Here is a 21,686-nt window from a genome sequence, read left to right on the forward strand (position 1 = left end):
GCCTACACGAATCCGAGGGCGATGACGGCGGCCGGGATGATCGTAAGCAGGGCCAGCACCGAGAGTAGATCGGCGAGGCGATCGAGGTTTGCCGACACGACGCGGTTGAGTGCACCGATGGCGAGCACGAGCGCGGCAACGAGGATGACCGCAAAGACAACCCATTGCGCCAAGTGGGGTTGTTGTAGGGCGGTGAAGATGGCACCGCCAACGAGTGCACCTGCGCCGGTGATCACGCCGACAAGCACCTCGGTGCGGTCGTAGACCTGCCGGGTATTCAGCAATAGGGATGCGCCAATCGCTCCGAGCAGCACGAGCGCAGCAACGCCGCCACTCACGATCCAGGGCACGCACACGAGGAGCACCACGCCGCCGGCAATCTTGAGGCTGAGATTCACGGCTCGACCGATGGCTTCGTGGCCGCGCACCTGGTGGTCGGTGTAGACGTGCGTGTCGCGCGCGCGTTCCTCGTCATTGCGCGGGATGAACACGCCCATCGGCGTCTGCGCGAGGGCAATCCAGGGCGCGACGATGAGCATGAGACCGGTCACAGTGGCGGTGGTGATCGCCACGAATTCGGCGTCGAGGCCGATCACGGCGCGTGCGAGCCCGGCCCACAGCAGCATGACGCCGGCGTAGAGCACGCCGACGAGTCCAGCGATCGGCGGGGATGCTTGCCCTCGCTGGCCTCGCAAGGTCACGAAACCGAGACCGCCGACAACGACGAGTGCGGAGCCGGCAGCGATGAGTTGTGTGCCAAGGTCGTCGAAGAGTGCTGTGGCTGCGGCGCCAGACAAGACCGCCGCGGTGGCATGCACGATGAGTGCGCTTACCGGTTGCCCGACTCGCGCAATGACGATCGCGGCGGCGATAGCGATGATGGCGGCGCCTGCGCCGGCGGCGAGGGCAACCATGCCACCGAGTTGGAAGAGCATGATCGCGACGATGAGGAGGAGTGCGACTGCTGAGGCAACGGCAACGCGGAGGGAGTCGTCGCCGTTCCACCCGGTGCCGCGCGCTTCGACGGCGTCGCCAAGCGCCTCGACCAGGTCGTCGTAGCGGCGTTCGTCCTCGCGCTTGTCGCCGAGTTCGAGGCGCAGCACGTCACCGGCGGCCAGTTCGGCTTGTTCCGGCGTGCGGTCAAGTGGGATCACCTCGCCGAGTTCATCGCGCACCCGGAAGCCGATCGATGCGGCATTCGCCGTGAGTAGGCCCATCTCGTCGACGACCATCGGCACGACTTCAGCCAGGGGCAGCGTTGCCGGCAGGGCAATGTCGTAGCTGCTGTCACCGGTCGTGAAGGTCACCGGAATCATTGCCAGGATGCCCTCGCCAGACCGCGTTGCCATTGCTCCCCCGTGGTTGTTACGTGTGCCCCCAGCACTTTACCCGGATGCTCCAAACTGGCTCGTCGGCCAGTGGACGGATCCCTCCGCCACTACTTGCGGTCGGTGAGCACATCGGCGAAGTCGTCGAGTGTGCCCGTCGGGGTGCCATCGGGGTTGAGCTTGAGGTAATCGGAGTGGCGCGCGAACGGGTTCCACCATTGGCCCGACCAGGGTGGGGTGTCATTCGAGAGATGCTCTACGCCATCGAGCTTTGTCGGGTTCACACCGAATGAGCCATCCGGGCCGATGCCTTGTACGGCATCGTACGAGTCGACCGCCGACACATAGGCACCACCGGAATCGATGTTGTAGTCGCGAATATCTTGCGCGCCCGATCCGGGAGACCCAAACATCACGAGGTCGTCAACGACTCCAACGTTCACTTCGGTGGTCATCATGCCGGAAGTCGTAGACCCGTAGGAGTGGCCAAACACCGACATGTGTGAGTCGCCCGAGCCACTCGCCGTGTGCGAGGCCTGGATGCCTTCGAGGAATCCCGACAGGAGTCCAGCCCCTTCTTCGGCACGACTTGTACCAGCAGCTTCAATTGCTCCCGGAGGCGCGTCGTAGCCGAGCCAAGCGATCATGGCGACGTCGCTCGGCGGCAGACCGGAGCGGTCAATTGCGTTCTGGCGCAGGTTGTTCACGTCGTTGATTGACCCGTCGAGACTGTCGCGCACGTTCGTGGTCATCCCCGGCACGTAGGTGCCGACGTGGGCCGCGTTATCAACGTCGCCGATGGCCACGGCCGCGCGGACTTGGTCGCCGCTGGTCGCATCAAGCAGGAGCAAGGATGTGCCTGGCCAGTTTTCGAGCGACTCTTGTGTTTGCCGCAGGTCATTTAGCCTGTTCACCGCATCCCGATAGCTACTCGAATTCGCGCCTTCACTCTCAATGAGTTCGGCCAATTCAGCAGCCACTTCCGCTTCGGCTGCTTCGATCAGGCCTGCCAGCCGATTCCGATTGGCGAGATCGCGTGAGTGGGCGTCAATACCGTTGAGATTGCCGATGGCGTCAGGGTCGTTGGCGATGATGAGCGCGCGCTCCTCGTCGGTGAGGGCATTCCACCAGGCCGCGACTTCAGTTGCGGACCAGTCTGGGTTGGGACGGTCGGGCAACCCTTGTGAGAATGAACCTGATCCCTCAGTGGAATCCACCGTCGATAGCGCGTCAAGTCGCGTCTTGTAGTTGCTGTCGACCGTGTCGGCAGAGGTGAGCACATTGCTTATGGCGCTCTCGAGTTCAAGCAACGCCGATTGTGCGATTGATTGAACACGGCCATACCCACCGCCAGCGTTGTCTAGGTCGATGTCTGCCTGTTTCCAAGCCGCAATCGAGACGGCACCCGTACTCGAGATCACTAACCCTTGGATCTCGGCGTAGGTGATGCATTCGTGCACGGCCGTTTCAATCTCCCAAACCCCGTCCGAGGCTTCGGCCGATGCGAGCACGAGCTCCGAGAATTGCGCGACGAGGTCGTCAGCAACATCGGATTCGCGATCGAGCGCCGCCCTGACGGCATCTGCCGTCTGGCCCTGCGCATCGAGCGCACCGCGTCGAGTGGTGAGATCGTCGGCAACGCGCTCGAGCGTGCTCCGCCGATCATGTGCCGCCTGAACCGCATCATCAAGGGGGCCGCGCTGCCAAGTCTGAACTTCAGCCCAGGTAACCATGTCGACTATTTCGCGGGCTCAGGTGTCGCGAAGCCAGCTTCATAAGGGAACTTTGCTGCGAGGTCGGCTTCAAGCGCCTTCGGTTCAGTCACGAGACGGCAACCCGACATACTCAGCATTCCGGTGTGGCTACCCTCCGCCCAAGTTGCAGACACATAACCACCGTTGACCGGATCAAACCACCGAACCGTGACGACACCCGTGCCGTTGTCGAATTGCTGCGGCTCAGAGAACCCGAGCTTGAGGAAATGCTCATTGCCGAGGGTCATTAGGGTCTCAAGAGGTACAAGTGAACCGACAGCGGCAAGCGCCGTAATGCTCCACGTATCGTCACCACACGGACGCACCGGGAAGCGCGGGATACCCGCCTCACCAACCCGCAATTCACCCGCCCCGGCTGCCGAGACCGCATGCTGGAAATCATCGACAACCGGTAGCACCCGATCGGCATAGTCGTTGAGTGATTCACGTTGTGAGACTGGTGCCTCACCATCGACATTTGGAAATCCGTTCATGTCGCTGTCTCCTGTCGAGGTGCATCCGGTGAGTAGAAAGGCAGAGAGTAGTGTTGCGGCGATACCGAGCCGAGCGCGAGAAATTGATGATCGTGCGGGCATCGACCTACACCGCCCACTGGCCGGTGGGACCAATGCGGAAGCGCTGTTCCCCGGCCGAATCGGCTGCGTGCAAGGCTTGCTCGGCGAGGATGACATCGAGCGAGAACTCTGCGAGACGCGTCACGAGTCCGTGGACTCGCTCGTCGAGACCGCTACCGGCCGTCGACAGACTCGCCACTGCAGTCGCGCCGGGTATGGCCGTCGCGACGGAGTTCAGTGCAACTTCAGTGCCATTCGCGCCGGACGCATCTGCCGAAATATCGTCGAGGTGGCCGGCCAGTTCAGTAAACTCGCCCGCAGTGAGATCTAAGTCAGCCATCTCGTCCCCTCTTGCACGGAATGCACGGATGATTCACTGTAACGACGAAACACAGCCAGTTTGGCGTCGCCAAACCAGCTTCATCCGCAGGTTTGATGAGGCCCATGAATGGCCGAGGGGTCATCCTCGGGATTGACTGGGCTGGTGGCTTAGAGCCGCACGACCTCGGTGACGCGCACGATGGCAGTGCCTTCTTCGACCGATGCACCCAGGTCAACCTCGGCACGAATGCGCCAAGCGTGGTCGCCGTCGGGGTCGACGAGCGTTTGCTCCACATCCCAGAACCCCGACCCCTGCCGCTCGGTGTCGATGCGGCAGAACTGCGGCGACCGCGCGGCCGCATCGACGGCAATGAAGTCGTACTCCTCGTAGTACTCGTCGAGCACTTCGGGCCAGTCGACCGCCGGGTCGAGTGCGTTGAGTTCGTCGTCGCGCTCCAACGCCGCGAGTTGCACGCGTCGCCAGAGTTCATTGCGCACGAGCACCGTAAACGCCCGCGCGTTCGCGACGATGCTCGGTGGTGCGGGCGGCACCACCGGCAGGCCATCATCACCGACGGGCGCAACGAGCTCGGCCCATTCATCCACGAGCGAGGAGTCGACCTGGCGCACGAGCTCGCCGAGCCACTCAATGAGGTCATCGAGCTCGCCGTTGCGCACGTCTTCGGGCACCGTGTGCATGAGCGCGCGGTACGCATCCGAGAGATATCGCAACACGAGGCCTTCTGAGCGAGCGAGATCGTAGAAGCCGATGTATTCGGCAAAGCTCATCGCCCGCTCGTACATGTCCCGCACCACCGACTTCGGCCGTAGCTCAAAGTCGCGCACCCAGGGCTGGGTTTCGGCGAACTCGTCATAGGCCTGCTCGAGCACCTCGTCGAGCGGCTTCGGCCAGGTGACCTCTTCGAGCAGTTCCATGCGCTCCTCGTACTCAATGCCCTCAGCCTTCATCGCATTGACGGCCTCGCCGCGCGCCTTGAACTGCTGTTGCATGAGCAGTGGCCGCGGGTCATCGAGTGTCGATTCGATGACGCTCACGACATCGAGCGCATAGTTACCCGTGCCAATCGAATCGGGCTGCGGCTCCGGGTCGAGCACTTCAAGCACCGCGAGCGCGAATGGCGAAAGCGGCTGATTGAGCGCGAAGTTCGCTTGCAGATCGACCGTGAGGCTCAGTCGCGGGCGGCCGGGGGCAACCGGATGCTCGCGGTCGACTTCGATGATGCCGGCCTCGATGAGCGTGCGGCCCAGTTCGAGAGCGCGTCGGGCTAGCTCGAATTGTCGGGCGCGCGGTTCGTGGTTGTCGAAGCAGAGCTGGCGCACATGCTCAAACACGTCTCCCCCGCGCGCGACGACGTTCACGAGCATCGCCGAGGTGATATGCATGTGGCTCGTGAGCGCTTCGGGCTCGGCGTTCGTGATGCGCTCAAAGGTCGCTTCGGTCCAATTGACGAAGCCCTTGGGCGGCTGCTTGCGAGTAATCTTGCGCTGCTTCTTCGGGTCACCCGCCGCCTTCGTCACCGCCGCCTCATACTCAACGACGTGTTCGGGAGCTTCAACAACCACCGTGCCGTGATCGTCGTAGCCCGCGCGGCCCGCGCGCCCGGCAATCTGGTGGAATTCGCGGGCGCTGAGGTGCCGCATCCTATTGCCATCGAATTTCGCGAGGGCAGTGACGAGCACCGAGCGAATCGGCACGTTGATACCGACGCCAAGCGTGTCGGTGCCGCAAATCACCCGCAGGAGTCCGCGCTGGGCGAGCACCTCAACAAGCCTTCGATAGCGCGGCAGCATGCCCGCGTGATGCACGCCGATGCCCTGGCGCAACCACCGCGACAGCGAGCGGCCAAAGGTGGTCGTAAATCGAAACCCGCCAATCGCCTCGACAATACGATCGCGCTGCTCTTTGCTTGCGATCTTCATGCTTGACAGCGCCTGCGCCCGCTCGACGGCCGCGGCCTGCGCGAAGTGCACGATGTAAATCGGCGCTTCGTTGTCGTCGAGAAGTCGTTCGACGGTTTCATGTACGGGTGTGAGCACGTACTCGTAGCTCAGCGGCACCGGGCGGGTGGCGCCGGCGACGAGCTCGGTGGGTCGGCCGGTGCGTTTCGTGAGGTCGGTGCGGAGCTTCTCGGTATCGCCGAGGGTTGCCGACATGAGCAAGAACTGCGCGCGCGGCAGCAGGAGTAGCGGCACCTGCCAGGCCCAGCCGCGCTGATCGTCACCGTAGTAGTGGAACTCATCCATCACCACCTGATCGACATCAGCCGCCTTGCCCTCGCGCAGGGCCTTGTTCGCGAGAATCTCGGCCGTGCAGCAGATGATCGGCGCATCCGGGTTCACCGAGCTGTCGCCGGTGACCATACCGACCCGCTCAGCACCGAAGATTTCGACGAGCGCGAAGAACTTCTCGCTCACGAGCGCCTTGATGGGGGCCGTGTAATAGGTGCGGCCGCCCTCGGCGATGCAGAAGGCGTGGGCAGCCGTGGCGACGAGCGACTTGCCGGTGCCGGTCGGCGTCGCGAGCACGACATTGGCCCCGGCCGCGAGATGCATGACCGCTTCTTCTTGCGCGGGGTAGAGCTCGATCCCGCGATCGGTGGTCCACTCCAGGAATGCCTCGAGCACCTGGTCGGGGTCGTTGGGTGCGTCGGCGTCGGCAAGGGCGGGGATGAGGTCGGGCAAGAAGGAAACCATGTCGGTTTGATCTTGTCATGCCCGACCGACATCCGCGCCGCAGGGCTTAGCGTTACGGCGTCGGCACTCGCTCGACGAGCGCGGCCGCGAGATCAACCGCATCCCGTTGCTCATCGCGCAGGATGTGCGCCGGGTTCTCACGCCAGCCCTCTTCGAACGCGTCGTCAACAGCCGTGCGGTGGCCCGACATTTCCTCAATGACCGCGAGCCCACAGAACGGCACGTAGACCGCCGAATAGCCGCCCTCGTGCGAGAACACGATGCGACCCTCGGTCAGTTCATCAGCGAGCGCGAGGAGCTTCTTCGCGAAACCACGGAAGCCCTCGGAGGTGACCGACATGCATCCGAGCGGATCGAGCATCGACGGGTCAAAGCCGCTCGAGACCATGATGAGCTCGGGCTGGAACTTGCGCAGTGCCGGCGCCACCACGCGGTCGAAGGCGTCGAAGTAGGCGCCGTGACCCGAGCCCGAGGGCAGCGGAATGTTGATATTCGCACCCTCGCCGGCGCCGCCGCCGTTCTCTTCGCGATCGCCCGATTCAACCGGGAAGAGGCGATCTTGGTGCAGCGAGATATGCAGCACCGCTGGGTCATCCCAGTAGATGCGCTGGGCGCCATTGCCGTGGTGCACGTCGTAGTCAACGATCGCCACGCGGGTGATGCCGCGTTCGGCACGGGCGTGCTCGATTGCGATTGGCACATTCGCGAGCAGGCAATAGCCGCGGCCGCGATCGGGTTCAGCGTGGTGCCCGGGCGGACGCACGAGCGCATACGCGTTGTCGACGGTGCCGTCGAGCACCGCATCCACACACTCGATGAGCCCACCCGCGGCGATGCGCGCGATGTCGTACGAACCCGCGCCGAAGATCGTCTCGCCGTCGCCACCCTCACCACCGATGTGCCCGCTCTCGCGTTCGAGCCGGTCGAGGTAGTCGCGATCGTGCACGCGCTCGAGTTCGGCGTCGGTCGCCACGCGCGGGCGGATGCGAGTGAGTTCGTCACCGAGTCCGCTCACCTCAATGAGGCTCGCCATGCGGGTCTTCGTTTCGGCGTTCTCGAACGCCTGGATGGGTTGCACCATCGGATTCGGCGGCCAAATTGCAGCGGTGTGGCCGGTGTCATGCCAGCCAAACCGCTCGTGCCACATGTATCCAGTGCGACGAGATGCGGTCATGCTTACTCTTCGTTCTTCATTACACGCACGGCAAGGCCGGTGATGAGCGTGTTTGGGTCGGTTTCGGGGGTGGGCTCGGTGTCGTACGCCTCCCAATACGGGAGCATTGTGACGTAGCCAGCTTCTCTGATGGCGGCGAGAAACTCGCTCCAAGCCTCACCGAGGCCATCATATGGGCCGGTGTACTTTGCCGTGGCGAGTTGGCCTGCGGGAAGTTCGGAGGCAATGACCGGCTCGTTCGCGTTGTCGACGGGGTTGTCGACGGGGAAGCCGACCTCGAGGTCGACGTGTTCGCCGAACGGTGAGTCATAGCGCGAGAAGGCGGGGCCGGTGGGAGTGAAGGCGTCGTTGCCGATGGCAGCGCCGAGGGCACCGAATGACGAGTCCATAAACTCGTGAAGGTTGGCTGTGGCGACGTCTCTGTCGCGTACTACTGCGGTGGGAAATCCCGGAAAGTCAATGATTTCGAGCGGGCTGAGGTTCGCCATGATGTAGCTCCTTGCAGTGATGGGGCTGGCGCAATTGCGCACTTCAGTGGGCGCGCTGCCTCCACGCTAAATCGCCCCGCCCGAAAACGAGCCGGACGTTGCGTGCAAGTCGCCCTCTCAGCGAGGTGGGGCGCATTTGGGTGTGCTGAGGTTCTCGAAGCCCGCATCCCTGGGCGAAGACGCCATTCCTGAGTGATCGGCGGCCCAGGTATGGCGGGAAGGCTCGCAACATGACCCAGGTTTGACGCGAGCGCTCAGGGTTTGAGCGTCTCAGCGCGCCAGTGGTGTCGCTCGCCGCGCAACTACCCCTCTCGTGGCGGAGTACCCCACCCATGGGTGGGGTACTCCGCCACGACGCCCACCCTTGCAAGGCGGGCCAAACGCAAGCGGCGGATGCGCGGGGCCGTGAGCCCGTGCATCCGCCGCTGCGAGAATTGCGTGTTTAGACGTACGCGAACAGGTCGGTGCGCAACGCCGAGGGGTCGGCGACGGGCGACGGCAGCGCGCGGTAGACCTCGACATACGGCATGGCCGGGGTCTTGCCCTGCGCCTCAAGACCCTCGAGGAACTCGAGCCAGGCGCCGCGCAGTTCGCTGTACGGGCCAACAAACACGGCACGCGCGAGGTCGCCGCCCTCAAGCTCGCCGGGCTCAATCGTCACGCCGTTGAATTCGATCGGGCCGTCGAGCTGCGCGATGAGCGGGTAGCCCGCATCGACGCGAATATTGCCCTCGAGCTCGGTGTGGTAGACCGTGAAGCCCGAGCCATCGACCGCAATAGCCGCGGCGTCGGAGGCCGCGCGCAGCGCGCTGAAGGCGGCGTCAAGGAAGCGGATCATGTCTTCAACCGGCACGTCGATGCCGCGAACGACGGCCGAGTGCACGGTCTTGTGCGTGAGAAAAGCCGGAGACTGAACGGTGGGATCTGGCATTGCGACTCCTTCGTCGGTGGTCAGGACCGAAGCGCCCGCGCGCTCGATAGACGACAGCCTACCCACAAAAGTGAACGATCGGTCAGTATTTCTCGCGCATCCGTGCAGACAGACTTGCGCTCACGATAGACCGCCACCTTGCGCAGATGTTGAGTCATCGGCGAGTTCGCGGATGCGCTGGCCCACGACCGTTGAAATTCCGTCGCGATGCATCGAGACACCGTAGAGCGCATCGGCGATCTCCATGGTGCGCTTCTGGTGCGTAATCACGATGAGCTGGCTCGACTCGCGCAGGTCTTCGAACACCTGCAGCAGTCGCCCGAGGTTCGCATCGTCGAGCGCAGCTTCGACCTCATCCATGATGTAGAACGGGCTCGGCCGCGCTTTGAAGATCGCGACGAGCAGCGCCACGGCTGCGAGCGAGCGTTCACCGCCCGAGAGCAGCGAAAGCTTGTCAATTTTCTTGCCCGCCGGGCGCACCGCAACCTCGATGCCGGTGGTGAGGAGGTCGTCGGGATTCGTGAGGGAAATGTCACCCGTACCGCCCGGGAAGAGCACCGGGAAGACCTCGTGGAATGCCTCGCGGGTGTCGGCGAAGGCCGCGGCAAAGACCTCCTGCATGCGCACGTCAATATCGGCGACGATCTTGAGCAGGTCAGCGCGGGTGCGGGTGAGGTCGTCAAGCTGCTCGCCGAGGTAGGTGTGGCGCTGCTCGAGCGCGGCAAACTCTTCGAGGGCGAGCGGGTTGATGCGGCCGAGTTGGGCCATATCGCGCTCGGCGGCGGCAAGGCGACGTTGCTGTTTGGCGCGGTCGTAGGGTTCGGTTTCGATGTCGTCGAGGTCGGTAGTTACCGCGTTGTCATCGGCCTCGCCTGCGGTGCCGTCATCGGCGTTGGTTTCGATCTCGTCGCTGGGTTTGGTCTGCTCACCATCCGCTGAGTCCCCCGCAATCGACTGCGAAGGCGCAATGACCCCGGCAATCGGCACCGGCTGATCAGGCCCATACTCCGCCACGAGCACCGCTTCCGACAGCGAGAGCTCACTTGCCGCACGTTCCAGCAGATTCGACAGCTGCAACTTCCGCTCGTAGATCTGCAGGCCGAGCGAATGTACATCCTCGGTGATTTCAGTGAGGCGACCGCGCAGCTGCTGCTCGCTCGCCCGCAGTTCAGCAAGCTCGCGATCCTGCTCTTCACGTGCCCGCTCGGCGGCCTCGAGTTCGCGTCGCGCCTGCGCGACACTCGCCTCGATCGACTCGAGTAGCTCGGGTATGCGCGCGAGCACCCGCTCCGTACGCGCGAGTTCTGCGCGGCGCAGCACCGTTTCGCGGGCGGCCTGCTCGGCCGCTTCGCGTTCGGCATCGCGCTGCCGCTCGAGTTCACCGATGCGCAGTTGCTCGGCGCGCAGTCGCTCGCGCAGGGTCTCGAGCGCAAGCCGCGACTCGACCTCGTGATCGCGCGCTGATTCGACCGCGGCCGCATACTCACCGCGCTTGGATGCATCGAGCATCGGCCGCGGCTTCGACTCATGAATCTCGAGTTCAGTTTTCGCCTTCGCCGCCCGCTCTTCCACATCGGCGACGTTGCGGCCGGCCACCTCGTGGGACTTCTCGGCGCGACCAAGCTCGCCGCGCGCCGACTCGACGCGGGCGCGGGCGCGGTTGAGCGCTTCGCGCTGCTTCGCAAGTTCGGCATCGAAGCCGCGCAGATCGGCAAGGGCTCGTGCGGCAGCATCCTTCGCGGCTTGCAAAGCGCCGCGCCGTTCGGCGAGCTCGAGCGCGCGCGCATCAAGTTCGGTGCGCACCCGGTCAAGATCGGTGGCGGCACGATCACGCTCGGCAATGAGTTCGAGTCGGCTGGCACCCGCTTCGTCACCCTCGCCGCTGCCCCCGGCCGTGAGTGAGGATGCATCGAGCACGTCTCCGCGGCGAGTCACGAGACGTGCGCCGTGCGGGAGGCGAGCGAAAATCTTGGCGGCGTCGGCGGCGGTCGGCAGCGCATCCACGATGAGCGTGCGGCTCAATGCCTGCGCGATCACGGGCACGCCGCTCACCGAACTCGCCGCGCGAGCAAACTTGTGGCTGGTCTCGGTTTCGAGCGCGTCGATGCTCGCATCAAGGCCGTCAGCAACATCCACGCTCGCGAGTTCGGCGACCAGGTGTACCCGGCCCATGCCTTCGGCCGTTGCCGCGAGCGCGAACGCGGCGTCGGCCGAAGCCGCGAGAATCGCATCCGCGAAACTCCCGAGCGCCGCCGTGATCGCGGTCTCGTCGCCGCGGGTGACGCGCAACTTGTCGCTCACCCGGCCAACGACACCCTCGGGCTTTGCCGCGAGGAGTTCGGCCGCACCATCGTGCACTTCGGCCGCGAGCGCGAGGGCCTTGCCGCGGGCATCCAGCGCATCGCGTTCACGCTCGAGATCGTGCACGGCATCGCGCAATTCATCGACGGCGGCCTGCGCCTCAACAACAGCCTCTTGCGCGGCGGCATAGGCATCGTCGAGCCCGGAGGAGTCAGCCTCGCCTGCCTCGGTCGTCGATTCGACCTGTTCGAGCTCGCGCTCGGCGGTCTCGAGTCGTTCGGCGGCGGCCTTGCGGGCGTGTTCACCGCGGAGCACTTCACCGCGCACGGCGGCGAGGCGCTGGGCAGCCGCATCGACCCGGCCCTGCAGCTCGGTGCGCGTGAGATCGTGCTTCGAGAGCAGCGCCGATTGCGCCGCGATCTCGCGATCGAGCGCATCGAGTTCGGCGCGAGCCGTCGCGGTCGCCGCCTGCGATTGCTGCCACGTGGTCTCGGCAGCGGCCGCGCGTAGCTCGAGGTCGTCCACCTCGGCACGCGCATCGGCCACATCGGAAAGTGAGACGGTCACGGCGCGCACGGGTTCATCCAGGCGCGTGCGCAGCATTGACTCGCGCTGGGCCGCAAGCATCTGCAGGTTACGCACACGCTCGCGCACGCTCTCGAGTTCGAAACTCACGCGCCGGGCGCGATCAACCGCATCCCCCCGCTGTGCCTGCTGCAATCGCTCAATGCGCACCAGCGCCTGGTCAAGCTTTTCGCCGAGCACGAGTCGCTCGGTTGAGCGTTCCTGCTCAGTGGAGTTCGCGGCGCGCAGTTGCTCGCGCAGGGTTACGGCGTCGTCGGCCATGATGCGCGCCTTCGCATCGCGCACGATCGCGGCAATGCCCTGGGCGCGACGGGCGACTTCGGCCTGGCGCCCGAGGGGTTTGAGTTGGCGGCGCACTTCAGCGACGAGGTCGCGTAGGCGCTGCAGGTTTTGTTCCATGCCCTCGAGCTTCCGCACCGTCTTTTCTTTGCGGCGGCGGTGTTTGAGGATGCCCGCGGCTTCTTCAATGAATCCGCGCCGGTCTTCGGGGCTGGCATGGAGCACCGAGTCGAGCCGGCCCTGGCCAACGATGACGTGCATCTCGCGGCCAAGGCCGGAGTCGCTGAGGAGTTCTTGCACATCGAGCAGGCGTACCTGCTCGCCGTTGATGGCGTATTCACTGCCGCCAGCGCGAAACATCGTGCGACGGATCGTCACCTCGGCGTACTCAATCGGCAGGGCGCCATCACTGTTGTCGATCGTGAGCGTGACTTCGGCACGGCCGAGCGGGCCGCGGGTGGCGGTACCGGCAAAGATGACGTCTTCCATCTTGCCGCCGCGCAATGTCTTTGCGCCCTGTTCGCCCATGACCCAAGCCAGTGCATCCACGACGTTCGATTTGCCCGAACCGTTGGGCCCGACCACGCAGGTGACACCGGGTTCGAACTCGAGCGTCGTCGGTTTCGCGAACGACTTGAACCCCTTGAGCGTGAGGCTCTTGAGGTGCATAGGCGACTCTTTCGACGGGCTCTCGGATGCGCTGAATTGCGCGATATTGCGAGCCTACCGGGGGCTTTGGCACCAGGATGCGCGCCTCGCCTAGGGCGTTTCGGCGCGGCTAGTTTGCGGCCGGTTCGATCCAGCGCTCGAGTTGGGAAGTGATTTCTTCGAGCGAGAGCTTGCCCGCGGCGACCGCGAGGACGAATTCGTAGGCATCGTCTTCAGCTACATCAAAGTCGACGTCGTTGAGGTCGAGGAAGACCGCCATTGCGAACCAGCCAAAGCGCTTGTTTCCGTCGAAAAGAGCGTGATTTCTCACAATTGATTCGATGAGCGCGGCAGCTTTCTCGGCAAGCCGGGGGTACGCATCCTGCCCAAAGAGTGATGAAGCCGGACGCTGAAGAGCGCTATCGAGCAGACCCAGGTCGCGAACCGGCCCGACACCCTGCCGCGAAATCAGTTCGAGCGCGTCTTCCAGCGAGAGGAATACCGTCATGTGTGGCGAAGCCGCTCGAATAGGCCGGAGTAGCGATCAAGCATCTTGCTTGCTGACTCGCCGACCTGATCACTGTGTGACTGCTGCTCATCGATCACGCGGACTGCGCGCAGCACGGCCTCATTCTTGCTTACACCTTGACGCTCGGCGATGCGCGTGATGATGGCATCGTCGTCGGGGGTCGTGCGAAGTGTCATAGCCATGCTCCCAATAGTATCAACGTGATACCACCCTGTCGATGGAGACGAATCACCATCCCGACGGACGCTCGACATCGGAGTGCCTGGCTACCATCAATCGATGCCGAAAAACGCGCGCCGCTTTCTTGCCGCCGCGGTGCTTGCGACTGTCGCGGGTGCCGGGTTGACGAGTTGCGCGTTCACGCCGATCGTGTCGGCGATCATGGAGAACGGCACGCCCGCCGCGAATAATGATCGTGCATCCGTCGATCGACAGCAGGCACCGGCAAACGAAATCGCGCCGGATGCGACCTCAATGCCGACCGAGACCGCAACCCCGACCGTCTCGGCGCCAGTGTTCGGCCCACCCGCCGAAGACACCCGCGAGACGCCGCGAGTCACCACCCGCATCAGCCTGCCCGGTGAATAGCGCACCCTCACGCGCGTAGGCCCAGCCCCTCGCGCGCTCAGGCTCGACTTTCGCTCGCTGAGGCCCTCGAAGCTCGAACAACCCTGATCGTTCCCGCCATCCCCGACCCGCCAATGGGTCAGGTTCGGAACAATCGCTCACAACACGGCTCAGGTTTGACGTGTCGGCTCAGTAATGGCTGACCTGCTCAGCCAGACCGCACCGCGATCCAGCGCTGGTCACCCGGAAGCAGAGCCACAGGTAGTCCAGCATCGAAGTTGGCCCGGTGAAATCCATTCGCCGCGGCAAGGTTCACGACTTGTAGGTCAGTCACCTGCTTTCGCCCCATGAGTAACCGAGTGACGACAACTGAGTCAGCGAGTGAAGCGCGCTCAGGCACAAATGACCTTCCAGGCACACTGCGCCGCGCGAAATGTCGTTTCAGCGCTTCGTGCCCTCATGTGAAAAAACCGGTCCAGTGACCGTGCCTGGTACCTTCACTGGTGCGGTGTTCGCCGTCGCAAGCCCGCTTCAGGCAGGACTATTTCAACTCATCGCGCTCGCGGGCATCCTGCTCAGCGGAGCAATCTGCGCTGTCGTCGTGACCGGCGTGCTTGGCGCACCAACTATCTCGCCCGCTCTCGAAGCCGCTGACACTTGGGGCAGAAGTAGCTCGAGCGGTTCATGAAGCGCTCGCGCCGCATCCGCGTGCCGCAGCGCTCGCAGGGCTCACCCTCGCGGCCATACGCCTTGAGGCTGCGCTCAAAGTAGCCGGATTCGCCGTTCACGTTGACGTAGAGATCGTCAAACGAGGTGCCGCCTTCGCGCAGTGCCTGCTCAAACACCTCACGGATATGGGCGAGGAGTTCTCGCGCCTTGCGCGTCGAGATGGTGGCGGCTGGCTGCGAACCGTGAAGGCGCGCACGCCAGAGGGCTTCATCGGCGTAGATATTGCCGACGCCAGCAATGATCTGCTGGTCGAGGATGACCGCCTTGATGCCGCGCATCGTCGTGCGCAGGCGCTCGCGGAAGGCGGCATCGTCGAAGCGCGAGTCGAGCGGATCCCGGGCGATGTGCAGCACCTGGGTAGGGATACGTTCGTCGGGCGCATCGGTGGGCGCGATGAGCGCATCGACCGCGAGTGAGCCGAAGCGGCGCTGGTCGACGAAACGCAATTCGTGTTCGCCGCCGGGGCCTTCTAGCCGCAGGCGGATGCAGAGCTGACGTTCATCCGACCTGCCGACAGGTTGGATGAGCAGCTGGCCGCTCATGCCGAGGTGGCCGATGAGGGCCTCGGTGGGGCGATCCAATTCGTGCCCTGAGGTGATCGAGGGGCGTGCCACCTGGCGCCCTGAGGCACTCGAAGGGCGTGCTTCGAGAACCTCAGCACACGGAGGGGCGAGCGCCTCAGCATTCGAGAGCGGCAACCACAGAAACTTGCCCCGCCGACTCGGCTCCGCGAGCATCCGCCCTTCGAGCCTGTCAACGAAGTCGAGCGCCGTGCCAGCGTGACGCTTGAGCGCACGCTCATCGACCACGTCAACGGCGACGATGCGCGCGCCAGTGACGGCCGGGCCAAGCCCGCGCCGCACCACCTCGACTTCGGGCAGTTCGGGCACAGCTACGCTCGCGGCGCCGGGCGCGCGTTACCAGTGAGGTCGTACCAGGCCTCGAGCGCGGCGGCGAGTTCGGCCTGCTTCTTGGATGCAGCAACACCAGTTGCCGACAGCACGACGGCATCGCCACGACGCACGACGAGTTCGGCGGTGAACACGCGATCATGATCGGGCCCGGTGCCGGTCACGGTATAGCTCGGCTCTCCCCCACCGCGCAGTGCGAGTTCTTCGATCAGCGCCGTCTTCGGGTCCATCGCCGCACCGAAGCGTTCGACATCCCCGCGATAGGGCTCAACGAGCCGCTGCACCAAATCGTCAGCAATGAGCGCCCCCGCAGAAAGGTATGCAGCCCCGATGACCGCTTCGACCGCATCCGCGAGAATCGAGTCTTTGTCGTTACCGCCGGTGAGCTGCTCACTGCGCCCGAGCCGCAAATAGGCCCCGAGGCCAATGCCGCGCGCGATCTCGGCGAGCGAGGTCGTCGACACGAGCGCGTGGTGCCGGCGCGACAAGTCACCCTCAGAGAGGTCAGGATGCGCGCGGTAGAGCATCGCGGCAACAGCGAGACCGAGCACCGAATCACCGAGGAATTCGAGGCGCTCGTAATCGGCGCATCCCTGCTCGAAGCCGTAAGACGAATGGGTGAGCGCCTGCTCAAGCAGTTCGGGAACGAAGTCGACCCCGAGGGCCTCGGCCAGCTGTGCTGGCGGGGTGACCTCGGGGTCGTGCTTCGAGTTGCGACGAGCCAAAGCTACGGCGTCAAATCAGCGCGAGCTGACTACGCGTCGGCGACCTTGCGGCCCTTGTACTCGTAGTGCGAGGGGTTGCCCGCGGCGTCCTCAACGAGCTTGGCGCGGTGCGGGAGGCTGTAGACAACCTTGCCGTTTTCGATGGTCTTCACGAGCGTGGGGGCCGAAGCCTTCCACTGTGAGCGGCGCGAGCGGGTGTTCGAACGGCTCATCTTGCGCTTGGGCAGTGCCATATTGGTTTCCTGTTCTAGAGCTACGTCATTTGTTCTCGTGCCGGGCTCGGCACGGGTGATCGCGAGCGATGCGATCAACTGCATGGATGGGGTTTCGCGGGCGCATGCGGCGATGGTTCGCGCACGCACTCTCCGGCGGACCGATGGTCTCGGCCCCAGAGCCACCAGACGAGCTTACGCGAGATTGGGATTTGGCGCGACCCCGAGTTGGGTGACGGGTGGGCTTGGGTGGTCTCGATACACGGCTACGCCGCTACTCGACCAACCAGACGCCACCGACCTACTCGTCGTCGTCGAGGAGTTGCTGGAGCACAGCCAGGCGCGGGTCAACCGGCGCGGCCTCTTCGGGCAGGGGCTCGGTGAGCTTCTCCCCCGTCACCGGGTCGAGCCCCAAGCATCCGGGTTCACACAGCGGCTGGAACGGCAGGTCGAGCACGACCGCATCGCGAATCGGTCCCTCGAGATCGATCGTGTCGTTCTGCACGTGGTACTCGAGCGATTCATCCGGTTCGTAGCCGAACAGTTCCGCGAAGTGGCCGTCCCATTCCTGGTCGAGTGCCTGCAGGCAGCGGCCGCACTGGCCACCGAGGTTGCCGTGCACATCGCCCGTCGCGAGGATGCCGTCGTGCAGGCTTTCGAGCCGCAGATCGACTTCGAGTTCCGCGCTCTTGTCGAAGTAGATGAGCCCTTCACCGATGCGTTCGGGCACCGTGAGGTCGAGTTCGAGCTCACGCATCGTGCCCGGCTTTCGGCTGATCGTGGCGATATTGACGAGATACGGATTCGTGGGCATGGCGCCGATTCTACGGCGCTCGCCATACGAACGTCCCGTGCCCTCGGCGAACACTGCCGCGGCCGAACGCGGCCCTAGGCGTTGATGGTGCCGATGGTCGTATCCATATCGCCCTGCAAGAACTCGCGCACGACCGGCGGCACATAGGGGCTCACATCGCCACCGAGCGAGGCGACCTGGCGCACGAGCGAACTCGATACGTGGGCATGCTCGGGGTTCGGCATCATGAACATCGTCTCGATCTTGCCGAGGTGACGGTTCACGATCGCCATCGGCGTCTCATAGTCGACATCGGCCGAGCCACGGATGCCCTTGACGATAACGTTCGCGCCCACATCGGTGCAGTAGTCGACGAGCAAGCCCATGCTCCACGAGCGCACGACGATATTCGCGCGATTGCTCACTGCGTCGGCAATAGCCTGCTCGATGAGCGAAACGCGGCGCGAGATCGGAATCATCGCGTTCTTCGACGGGTTGTGCACGACCACGACGTGCACCTCGCCGAACACTGCCGCGGTTCGCGTGATCACATCGAGGTGTCCGAGGGTGATCGGATCGAACGACCCGGGGACGACAGCGACTCTGCTCATGCTGTTCATCGTAGGTGCACGCGGATGCAAGAAGTTATCGAGTTGTTGAAAACCTGGCACATCTTGCCCCACTTATTGGAAGAGTTGCTCACCAATGAAGCCTCCGGGCGGTGCGGCAGGTGGAATCGCGAAGACCGCTGACCCAACCGGCACCGTCCAGGTGTTGAGCAAGTCGCCGTCGGCGAGCCGCTGCTGAATCGGCACGAATTGCGTCGCCGGATTCGCCTGATACGAGGCAAAGAGCAGGCCCGAGTCTGACACCTCGGCTCCCATCCCACCGACACCCGCAACCGGATGGTCGTAGTTGTAGGTCTGGCGGAAGATGCGCTGGGTGGGGTCGTCGGGCCGCGAGCGCCGCATATGGCTCACCGGATTGATCACCGTGAATCCCTGCGGTGTGCGCGCCTCGAAATCGGGCTCGTCGTGCTCGGCCGAGCCGGTGAGCGGGGCGCCGGTGTCGAGTCGGCGGCCAACCGAGGCTTCGCGCCCGGGCCGATCGACTTCATCCCAGGTCTCGAGATTCATGTGGATGCGTCGCAGCACGAGCGAGGTGCCACCCACGAGCCACTCGGGTACGGCGCCGCCACGGCCGGTACTCGGATGCGCTGCCCCAGTCCACACGACGCGATCGAACTCTGCGGTGCCGGGTTGCGGGTTGGCGGTGCCATCAATTTGCCCGAAGAGGTTGCGTTGGGTGGTGCCCTCTTTGAGCGCGCCACGAGCGTTGCGGAAGCCGGTCTGTTGCCAGCGGATCGTCGAGAACGCGCGCACATCTTTGAGGAGCATGCGTTGGGCGTGCGCGACGCTGAGGGGATCATCGCCGGCGACGAGCATGAGCAGGTCGCCGTCGCTCCAGCGGTCCTCGAGCTGGTCGATCGAAAAGCTCGGCAGCGGGCCAAGCCACTCTGGCATCGCGGCCGGGTCGGCAAGTTCCACGACCCGTGGCCCGAAGCCGAAGGTGATCGCGAGGTTCGCCGGTACCTCGGCCATCTCTGGCTCTTGATCGCCAATCGGCGCCTGCCCCGCCATGAGCCGCAGGGCATCGTCAGTGAGCAAGCGCAGAAGCCGAATGAGTCGGTCGCGGTCGACCGATTCGGCGAGGTCAACGGCGATGAAGACGCCGTGGGCGCCAGCGGTACCGATGCCGGGCTGGTGGGGCGAAGTGTCGACCACCCGGCTCGTGCCGAAGGTCGGTTCACCGGCCGCCGCACGTACCGCCGAACCCACACCGATTGCGGCGGCAGCGCCAAGGCCAATGCCCGCGGCGCCCACGAGCACATCGCGACGTCGCGGACCGCGCTGGCCCGAGGCCACCACCGGGTGAGCGGTGGTGACCTCGGGTGTTGCAGTGTCAGAGCCCACTCGGGACTCAGTGTTGTTCGTCAACGCGTTTGCCTACTCGTGCGCGCTCTCGGTCGGCTCAGCACCGCCGTGGCCCGAGTGCGGGTCGCCGTGACCCGAGCCGCCGTGGAGCGATCCGTCCGGCGCGTAGGTTTCCATACCGCCGGTGTACTCCTTCGCGACCGCAACGTACTCGAAGGTCGAGCCGTCGCCGAGGGTGAGCGTCACGGTCACTTCGTCGCCGGGCATGATTGGTGCATCCAGGCCCATGAGCATGATGTGGTCGTGACCCGGCTCAAGTTTGAGCTCGCCACCGGCCGGCAGTACGTAGCCGCCGTCCTTTTCTTGCATGACGCTTGAGCCGTCCGACTGCACGATCGTCTCGTGGAGCTCAAACATTGAGCCGACCGATGCGGATGCATCGACGATGGTGATTTCGGCATCGCCAGTATTCGTGATGGTGCCGAAAGCACCGGTCATCTCACCCTCGGTGGCTTTCACCCAGGGGTCGGTGATCGTGAGCTGTTGCACCTGCTCGCTGGCACCGGTGGCACCGGCACTCGCGGTACCGGGGGTGTCAGCCGGCGCGCCGCTCGCGCAGCCCGCGAGGGCGACGGCGAGCAAGCTCGCGCCGATCAGCGCCGAGGCGCGACGAATGAGCTTGGTTGAGGTGAAGTTGAATGTGCTGTTCATGTGCGATTGCTTTCTTGCCTGAAGTTGCATGAATTCAGGCCGCGCACACCTAGTGATTGAGTTACTGCTGGTCCCAGCGCGCGCCCGGCCCGCGGCGCATGCGCACGATGAAGAGCGCCACCGCCGCGACACCGACCGCGAGGCCGCCGATGCCGAAGAGGATCGTCGTCCAGGGCACCTGCCCCTCGGTCGATGTGCCAGCGTCGTTGGCCGATTCACCAGCAGCACCCTGTCCGTCACCGGCTGCCTGGCCGTCACCGGCAGCCTGGCCGACACCGAAGTGGATCGACCCGGTAATCGGATGCCCGTCCTCTGACACCACCCGCCAGTTCAGCGTGTAGGCGCCGGGCTCGAGCGCGGGGAGCGGCTGCGTGACGGTGGCCGGCGACACCGCGAACGGGTCCGGGCAGTCGAGCACCTGCTGATCCGCATCCCGCACGAGCGCGAGCTCGGTGCCGAGATCGAGCACATTGCCCGAGAACCGCAGCACGGCCTCGGTCGGTGCCGTCTCGAGGCTCGCGCCTTCGACCGGCGTCGAGTCAATGAGCTGGTCGTGCGCCTGGGCGCTCGGCATGCCCGGCAGTGCCGCGATGGCAATTGCCGCGAGTACGGCCGCGATGAGGATGCGGATGAGGTTGGCGGAGCGAATCACGCGAACTCCTAGTGCAGGTAGTGCAGAAGTAACAAATCAATAGGTCGCAGTGCGGTTCACTGCGCTTACGGTAATGCGGCCCTGTTGCCGTTAGGCGAAAGCTGGGGGCGCACGCCCCTGCAGGAGTCCGGCGCAATGCGCCTGAAGTGGACGGACCACCCGCGCAACGACGGGGAGCTTCGGGGCCGCCGGCAGCTGCATCCCGGCAAGGGCGGTGCGCAGACCTGCGAGGCGCGAGACGCCGCGGCGGCCAGCGGTAACGATGCCGGTGAGGAGCGCTTCGCCGTAGCGAACCGCGGCAATCGTGACGACCGCAGCGAGGGCGTGGGCGGCAAACATGGTGCCGTCGAATGACGCCGCCTCGCTCGGTGCGAAACTTGTGAGCGCCGCGCGAGCGGCGGCGGGGTCGCCATGGTGCGCGTGGCCACCGCCGAGCGCGGCACCGAGTGGCGTGGTCGCGATGGCGAAGAACACGTGGAAGAACGCCTGGCTCGCGATGATGGCCGCGGCCGTACGGCGGCGGCGCGAACGGTCGGTGCCCGCGCCCGAGGCCACGATTGGCGCGGAGATTGCGGCCGCGATCGCAAAGGCAACGGCATAGGCGATGAGCGGCGGAGTGTGCCCGTGGGCCACACCGTGGAGCACACCGGCCGGCACCGTGGTGACGAGGGCAATACCCCACACGCGCCCAAGAATGGTGCGGCCGGATGGCCGCTCGGGCACGGCCTTTGCGCGCACTCGACCCCGTGCGGGAGTCGTCAGGGCGCGCGAAGTCATACCTACCAGGGTACGCGACTGCGCGATGCCTGGATGCGGCGGGCTGT

22 protein-coding genes are annotated in these 21,686 nt (G+C 64.8%); 2 read left to right on the top strand and 20 right to left on the bottom strand.

Features of this window, described 5'->3' with window-relative positions:
* Positions 1-2: 2 nt before the first annotated feature.
* The 11 genes from EG850_RS09615 to EG850_RS09665 all read right to left on the bottom strand — a co-directional run bounded on the left by EG850_RS09615 (position 3) and on the right by EG850_RS09665 (position 13,810).
* Complete coding sequence (locus EG850_RS09615; protein WP_124972920.1) at positions 3-1,349, bottom strand: EsaB/YukD family protein; 1,347 nt, start codon at positions 1,347-1,349, stop codon at positions 3-5.
* Positions 1,350-1,438: 89 nt separating this feature from the next.
* A complete protein-coding gene (locus tag EG850_RS09620) occupies positions 1,439-3,061 on the bottom strand; it encodes an alpha/beta hydrolase (protein WP_124972922.1) in 1,623 nt (540 codons plus the stop codon).
* Between the two features lie 5 nt (positions 3,062-3,066).
* Positions 3,067-3,576: a DUF4853 domain-containing protein gene (locus tag EG850_RS09625; RefSeq protein ID WP_185715021.1), complete on the bottom strand. Its 510-nt coding sequence runs from the start codon at positions 3,574-3,576 to the stop codon at positions 3,067-3,069.
* Between the two features lie 106 nt (positions 3,577-3,682).
* Positions 3,683-3,997, bottom strand: coding sequence for a hypothetical protein (locus EG850_RS09630; RefSeq protein ID WP_124972925.1), 315 nt, complete (start codon positions 3,995-3,997; stop codon positions 3,683-3,685).
* A gap of 149 nt (positions 3,998-4,146) precedes the next feature.
* The gene (locus EG850_RS09635; protein WP_124972927.1) at positions 4,147-6,693 is read right to left on the bottom strand and encodes a DEAD/DEAH box helicase; all 2,547 of its coding nucleotides are present in this window, start codon (positions 6,691-6,693) and stop codon (positions 4,147-4,149) included.
* A gap of 52 nt (positions 6,694-6,745) precedes the next feature.
* Positions 6,746-7,867, bottom strand: coding sequence for a class II histone deacetylase (locus EG850_RS09640; protein WP_124972929.1), 1,122 nt, complete (start codon positions 7,865-7,867; stop codon positions 6,746-6,748).
* Positions 7,868-7,869: 2 nt separating this feature from the next.
* A complete protein-coding gene (locus EG850_RS09645) occupies positions 7,870-8,355 on the bottom strand; it encodes a GyrI-like domain-containing protein (RefSeq protein WP_124972930.1) in 486 nt (161 codons plus the stop codon).
* A 442-nt stretch (positions 8,356-8,797) separates the two neighbouring features.
* On the bottom strand, positions 8,798-9,286 hold the full coding sequence (locus EG850_RS09650; RefSeq protein ID WP_124972932.1) for a hypothetical protein: 489 nt from the start codon (positions 9,284-9,286) through the stop codon (positions 8,798-8,800).
* 120 nt (positions 9,287-9,406) lie between these two features.
* Entirely contained in the window at positions 9,407-13,120 is a 3,714-nt protein-coding gene (gene smc, locus EG850_RS09655) for a chromosome segregation protein SMC (protein ID WP_124972934.1), read from the bottom strand.
* 109 nt (positions 13,121-13,229) lie between these two features.
* Positions 13,230-13,607, bottom strand: a complete 378-nt coding sequence (locus EG850_RS09660) for a type II toxin-antitoxin system death-on-curing family toxin (RefSeq protein WP_124972936.1) — start codon at positions 13,605-13,607, stop codon at positions 13,230-13,232.
* On the bottom strand, positions 13,604-13,810 hold the full coding sequence (locus tag EG850_RS09665; RefSeq protein WP_124972938.1) for a CopG family transcriptional regulator: 207 nt from the start codon (positions 13,808-13,810) through the stop codon (positions 13,604-13,606). Before EG850_RS09665 ends, EG850_RS09660 begins: the two co-directional genes overlap by 4 nt.
* Before the next feature lie 97 nt (positions 13,811-13,907).
* Here EG850_RS09665 and EG850_RS09670 point away from each other — a divergent pair, with 97 nt between their 5' ends.
* Together EG850_RS09670 and EG850_RS13765 are read left to right on the top strand one after the other, a co-directional pair.
* Positions 13,908-14,216, top strand: a complete 309-nt coding sequence (locus tag EG850_RS09670) for a hypothetical protein (RefSeq protein ID WP_124972940.1) — start codon at positions 13,908-13,910, stop codon at positions 14,214-14,216.
* Positions 14,217-14,628: 412 nt separating this feature from the next.
* Complete coding sequence (locus EG850_RS13765; protein ID WP_124972942.1) at positions 14,629-14,883, top strand: ABC transporter permease; 255 nt, start codon at positions 14,629-14,631, stop codon at positions 14,881-14,883.
* Here EG850_RS13765 and mutM read toward each other — a convergent pair.
* The 9 genes from mutM to EG850_RS09720 form a co-directional block, all read right to left on the bottom strand.
* Positions 14,822-15,814: a bifunctional DNA-formamidopyrimidine glycosylase/DNA-(apurinic or apyrimidinic site) lyase gene (mutM, locus tag EG850_RS09680; protein WP_124972944.1), complete on the bottom strand. Its 993-nt coding sequence runs from the start codon at positions 15,812-15,814 to the stop codon at positions 14,822-14,824. The genes EG850_RS13765 and mutM overlap by 62 nt on opposite strands.
* A gap of 2 nt (positions 15,815-15,816) precedes the next feature.
* Positions 15,817-16,560 carry a ribonuclease III gene (rnc, locus tag EG850_RS09685; RefSeq protein ID WP_124972946.1) on the bottom strand — a complete coding sequence of 248 codons (744 nt, stop codon included), beginning with the start codon at positions 16,558-16,560 and terminating at the stop codon, positions 15,817-15,819.
* 29 nt (positions 16,561-16,589) lie between these two features.
* On the bottom strand, positions 16,590-16,793 hold the full coding sequence (gene rpmF / locus EG850_RS09690; protein ID WP_124972948.1) for a 50S ribosomal protein L32: 204 nt from the start codon (positions 16,791-16,793) through the stop codon (positions 16,590-16,592).
* A 280-nt stretch (positions 16,794-17,073) separates the two neighbouring features.
* On the bottom strand, positions 17,074-17,586 hold the full coding sequence (locus EG850_RS09695) for a YceD family protein (RefSeq protein ID WP_124972950.1): 513 nt from the start codon (positions 17,584-17,586) through the stop codon (positions 17,074-17,076).
* A gap of 74 nt (positions 17,587-17,660) precedes the next feature.
* Positions 17,661-18,176, bottom strand: a complete 516-nt coding sequence (gene coaD / locus EG850_RS09700) for a pantetheine-phosphate adenylyltransferase (protein WP_124972952.1) — start codon at positions 18,174-18,176, stop codon at positions 17,661-17,663.
* Between the two features lie 72 nt (positions 18,177-18,248).
* Positions 18,249-19,562: a Dyp-type peroxidase gene (locus EG850_RS09705; RefSeq protein ID WP_407920587.1), complete on the bottom strand. Its 1,314-nt coding sequence runs from the start codon at positions 19,560-19,562 to the stop codon at positions 18,249-18,251.
* Between the two features lie 9 nt (positions 19,563-19,571).
* A complete protein-coding gene (locus EG850_RS09710; RefSeq protein WP_185715023.1) occupies positions 19,572-20,210 on the bottom strand; it encodes a copper chaperone PCu(A)C in 639 nt (212 codons plus the stop codon).
* A gap of 61 nt (positions 20,211-20,271) precedes the next feature.
* A complete protein-coding gene (locus EG850_RS09715) occupies positions 20,272-20,862 on the bottom strand; it encodes a copper resistance CopC family protein (protein ID WP_124972956.1) in 591 nt (196 codons plus the stop codon).
* A gap of 90 nt (positions 20,863-20,952) precedes the next feature.
* Positions 20,953-21,639, bottom strand: coding sequence for a hypothetical protein (locus tag EG850_RS09720; protein ID WP_124972958.1), 687 nt, complete (start codon positions 21,637-21,639; stop codon positions 20,953-20,955).
* Between the last annotated feature and the right edge of the window lie 47 nt (positions 21,640-21,686).

It is taken from the genome of Gulosibacter macacae, from assembly GCF_003865375.1.
Lineage (GTDB): Bacteria > Actinomycetota > Actinomycetes > Actinomycetales > Microbacteriaceae > Gulosibacter > Gulosibacter macacae.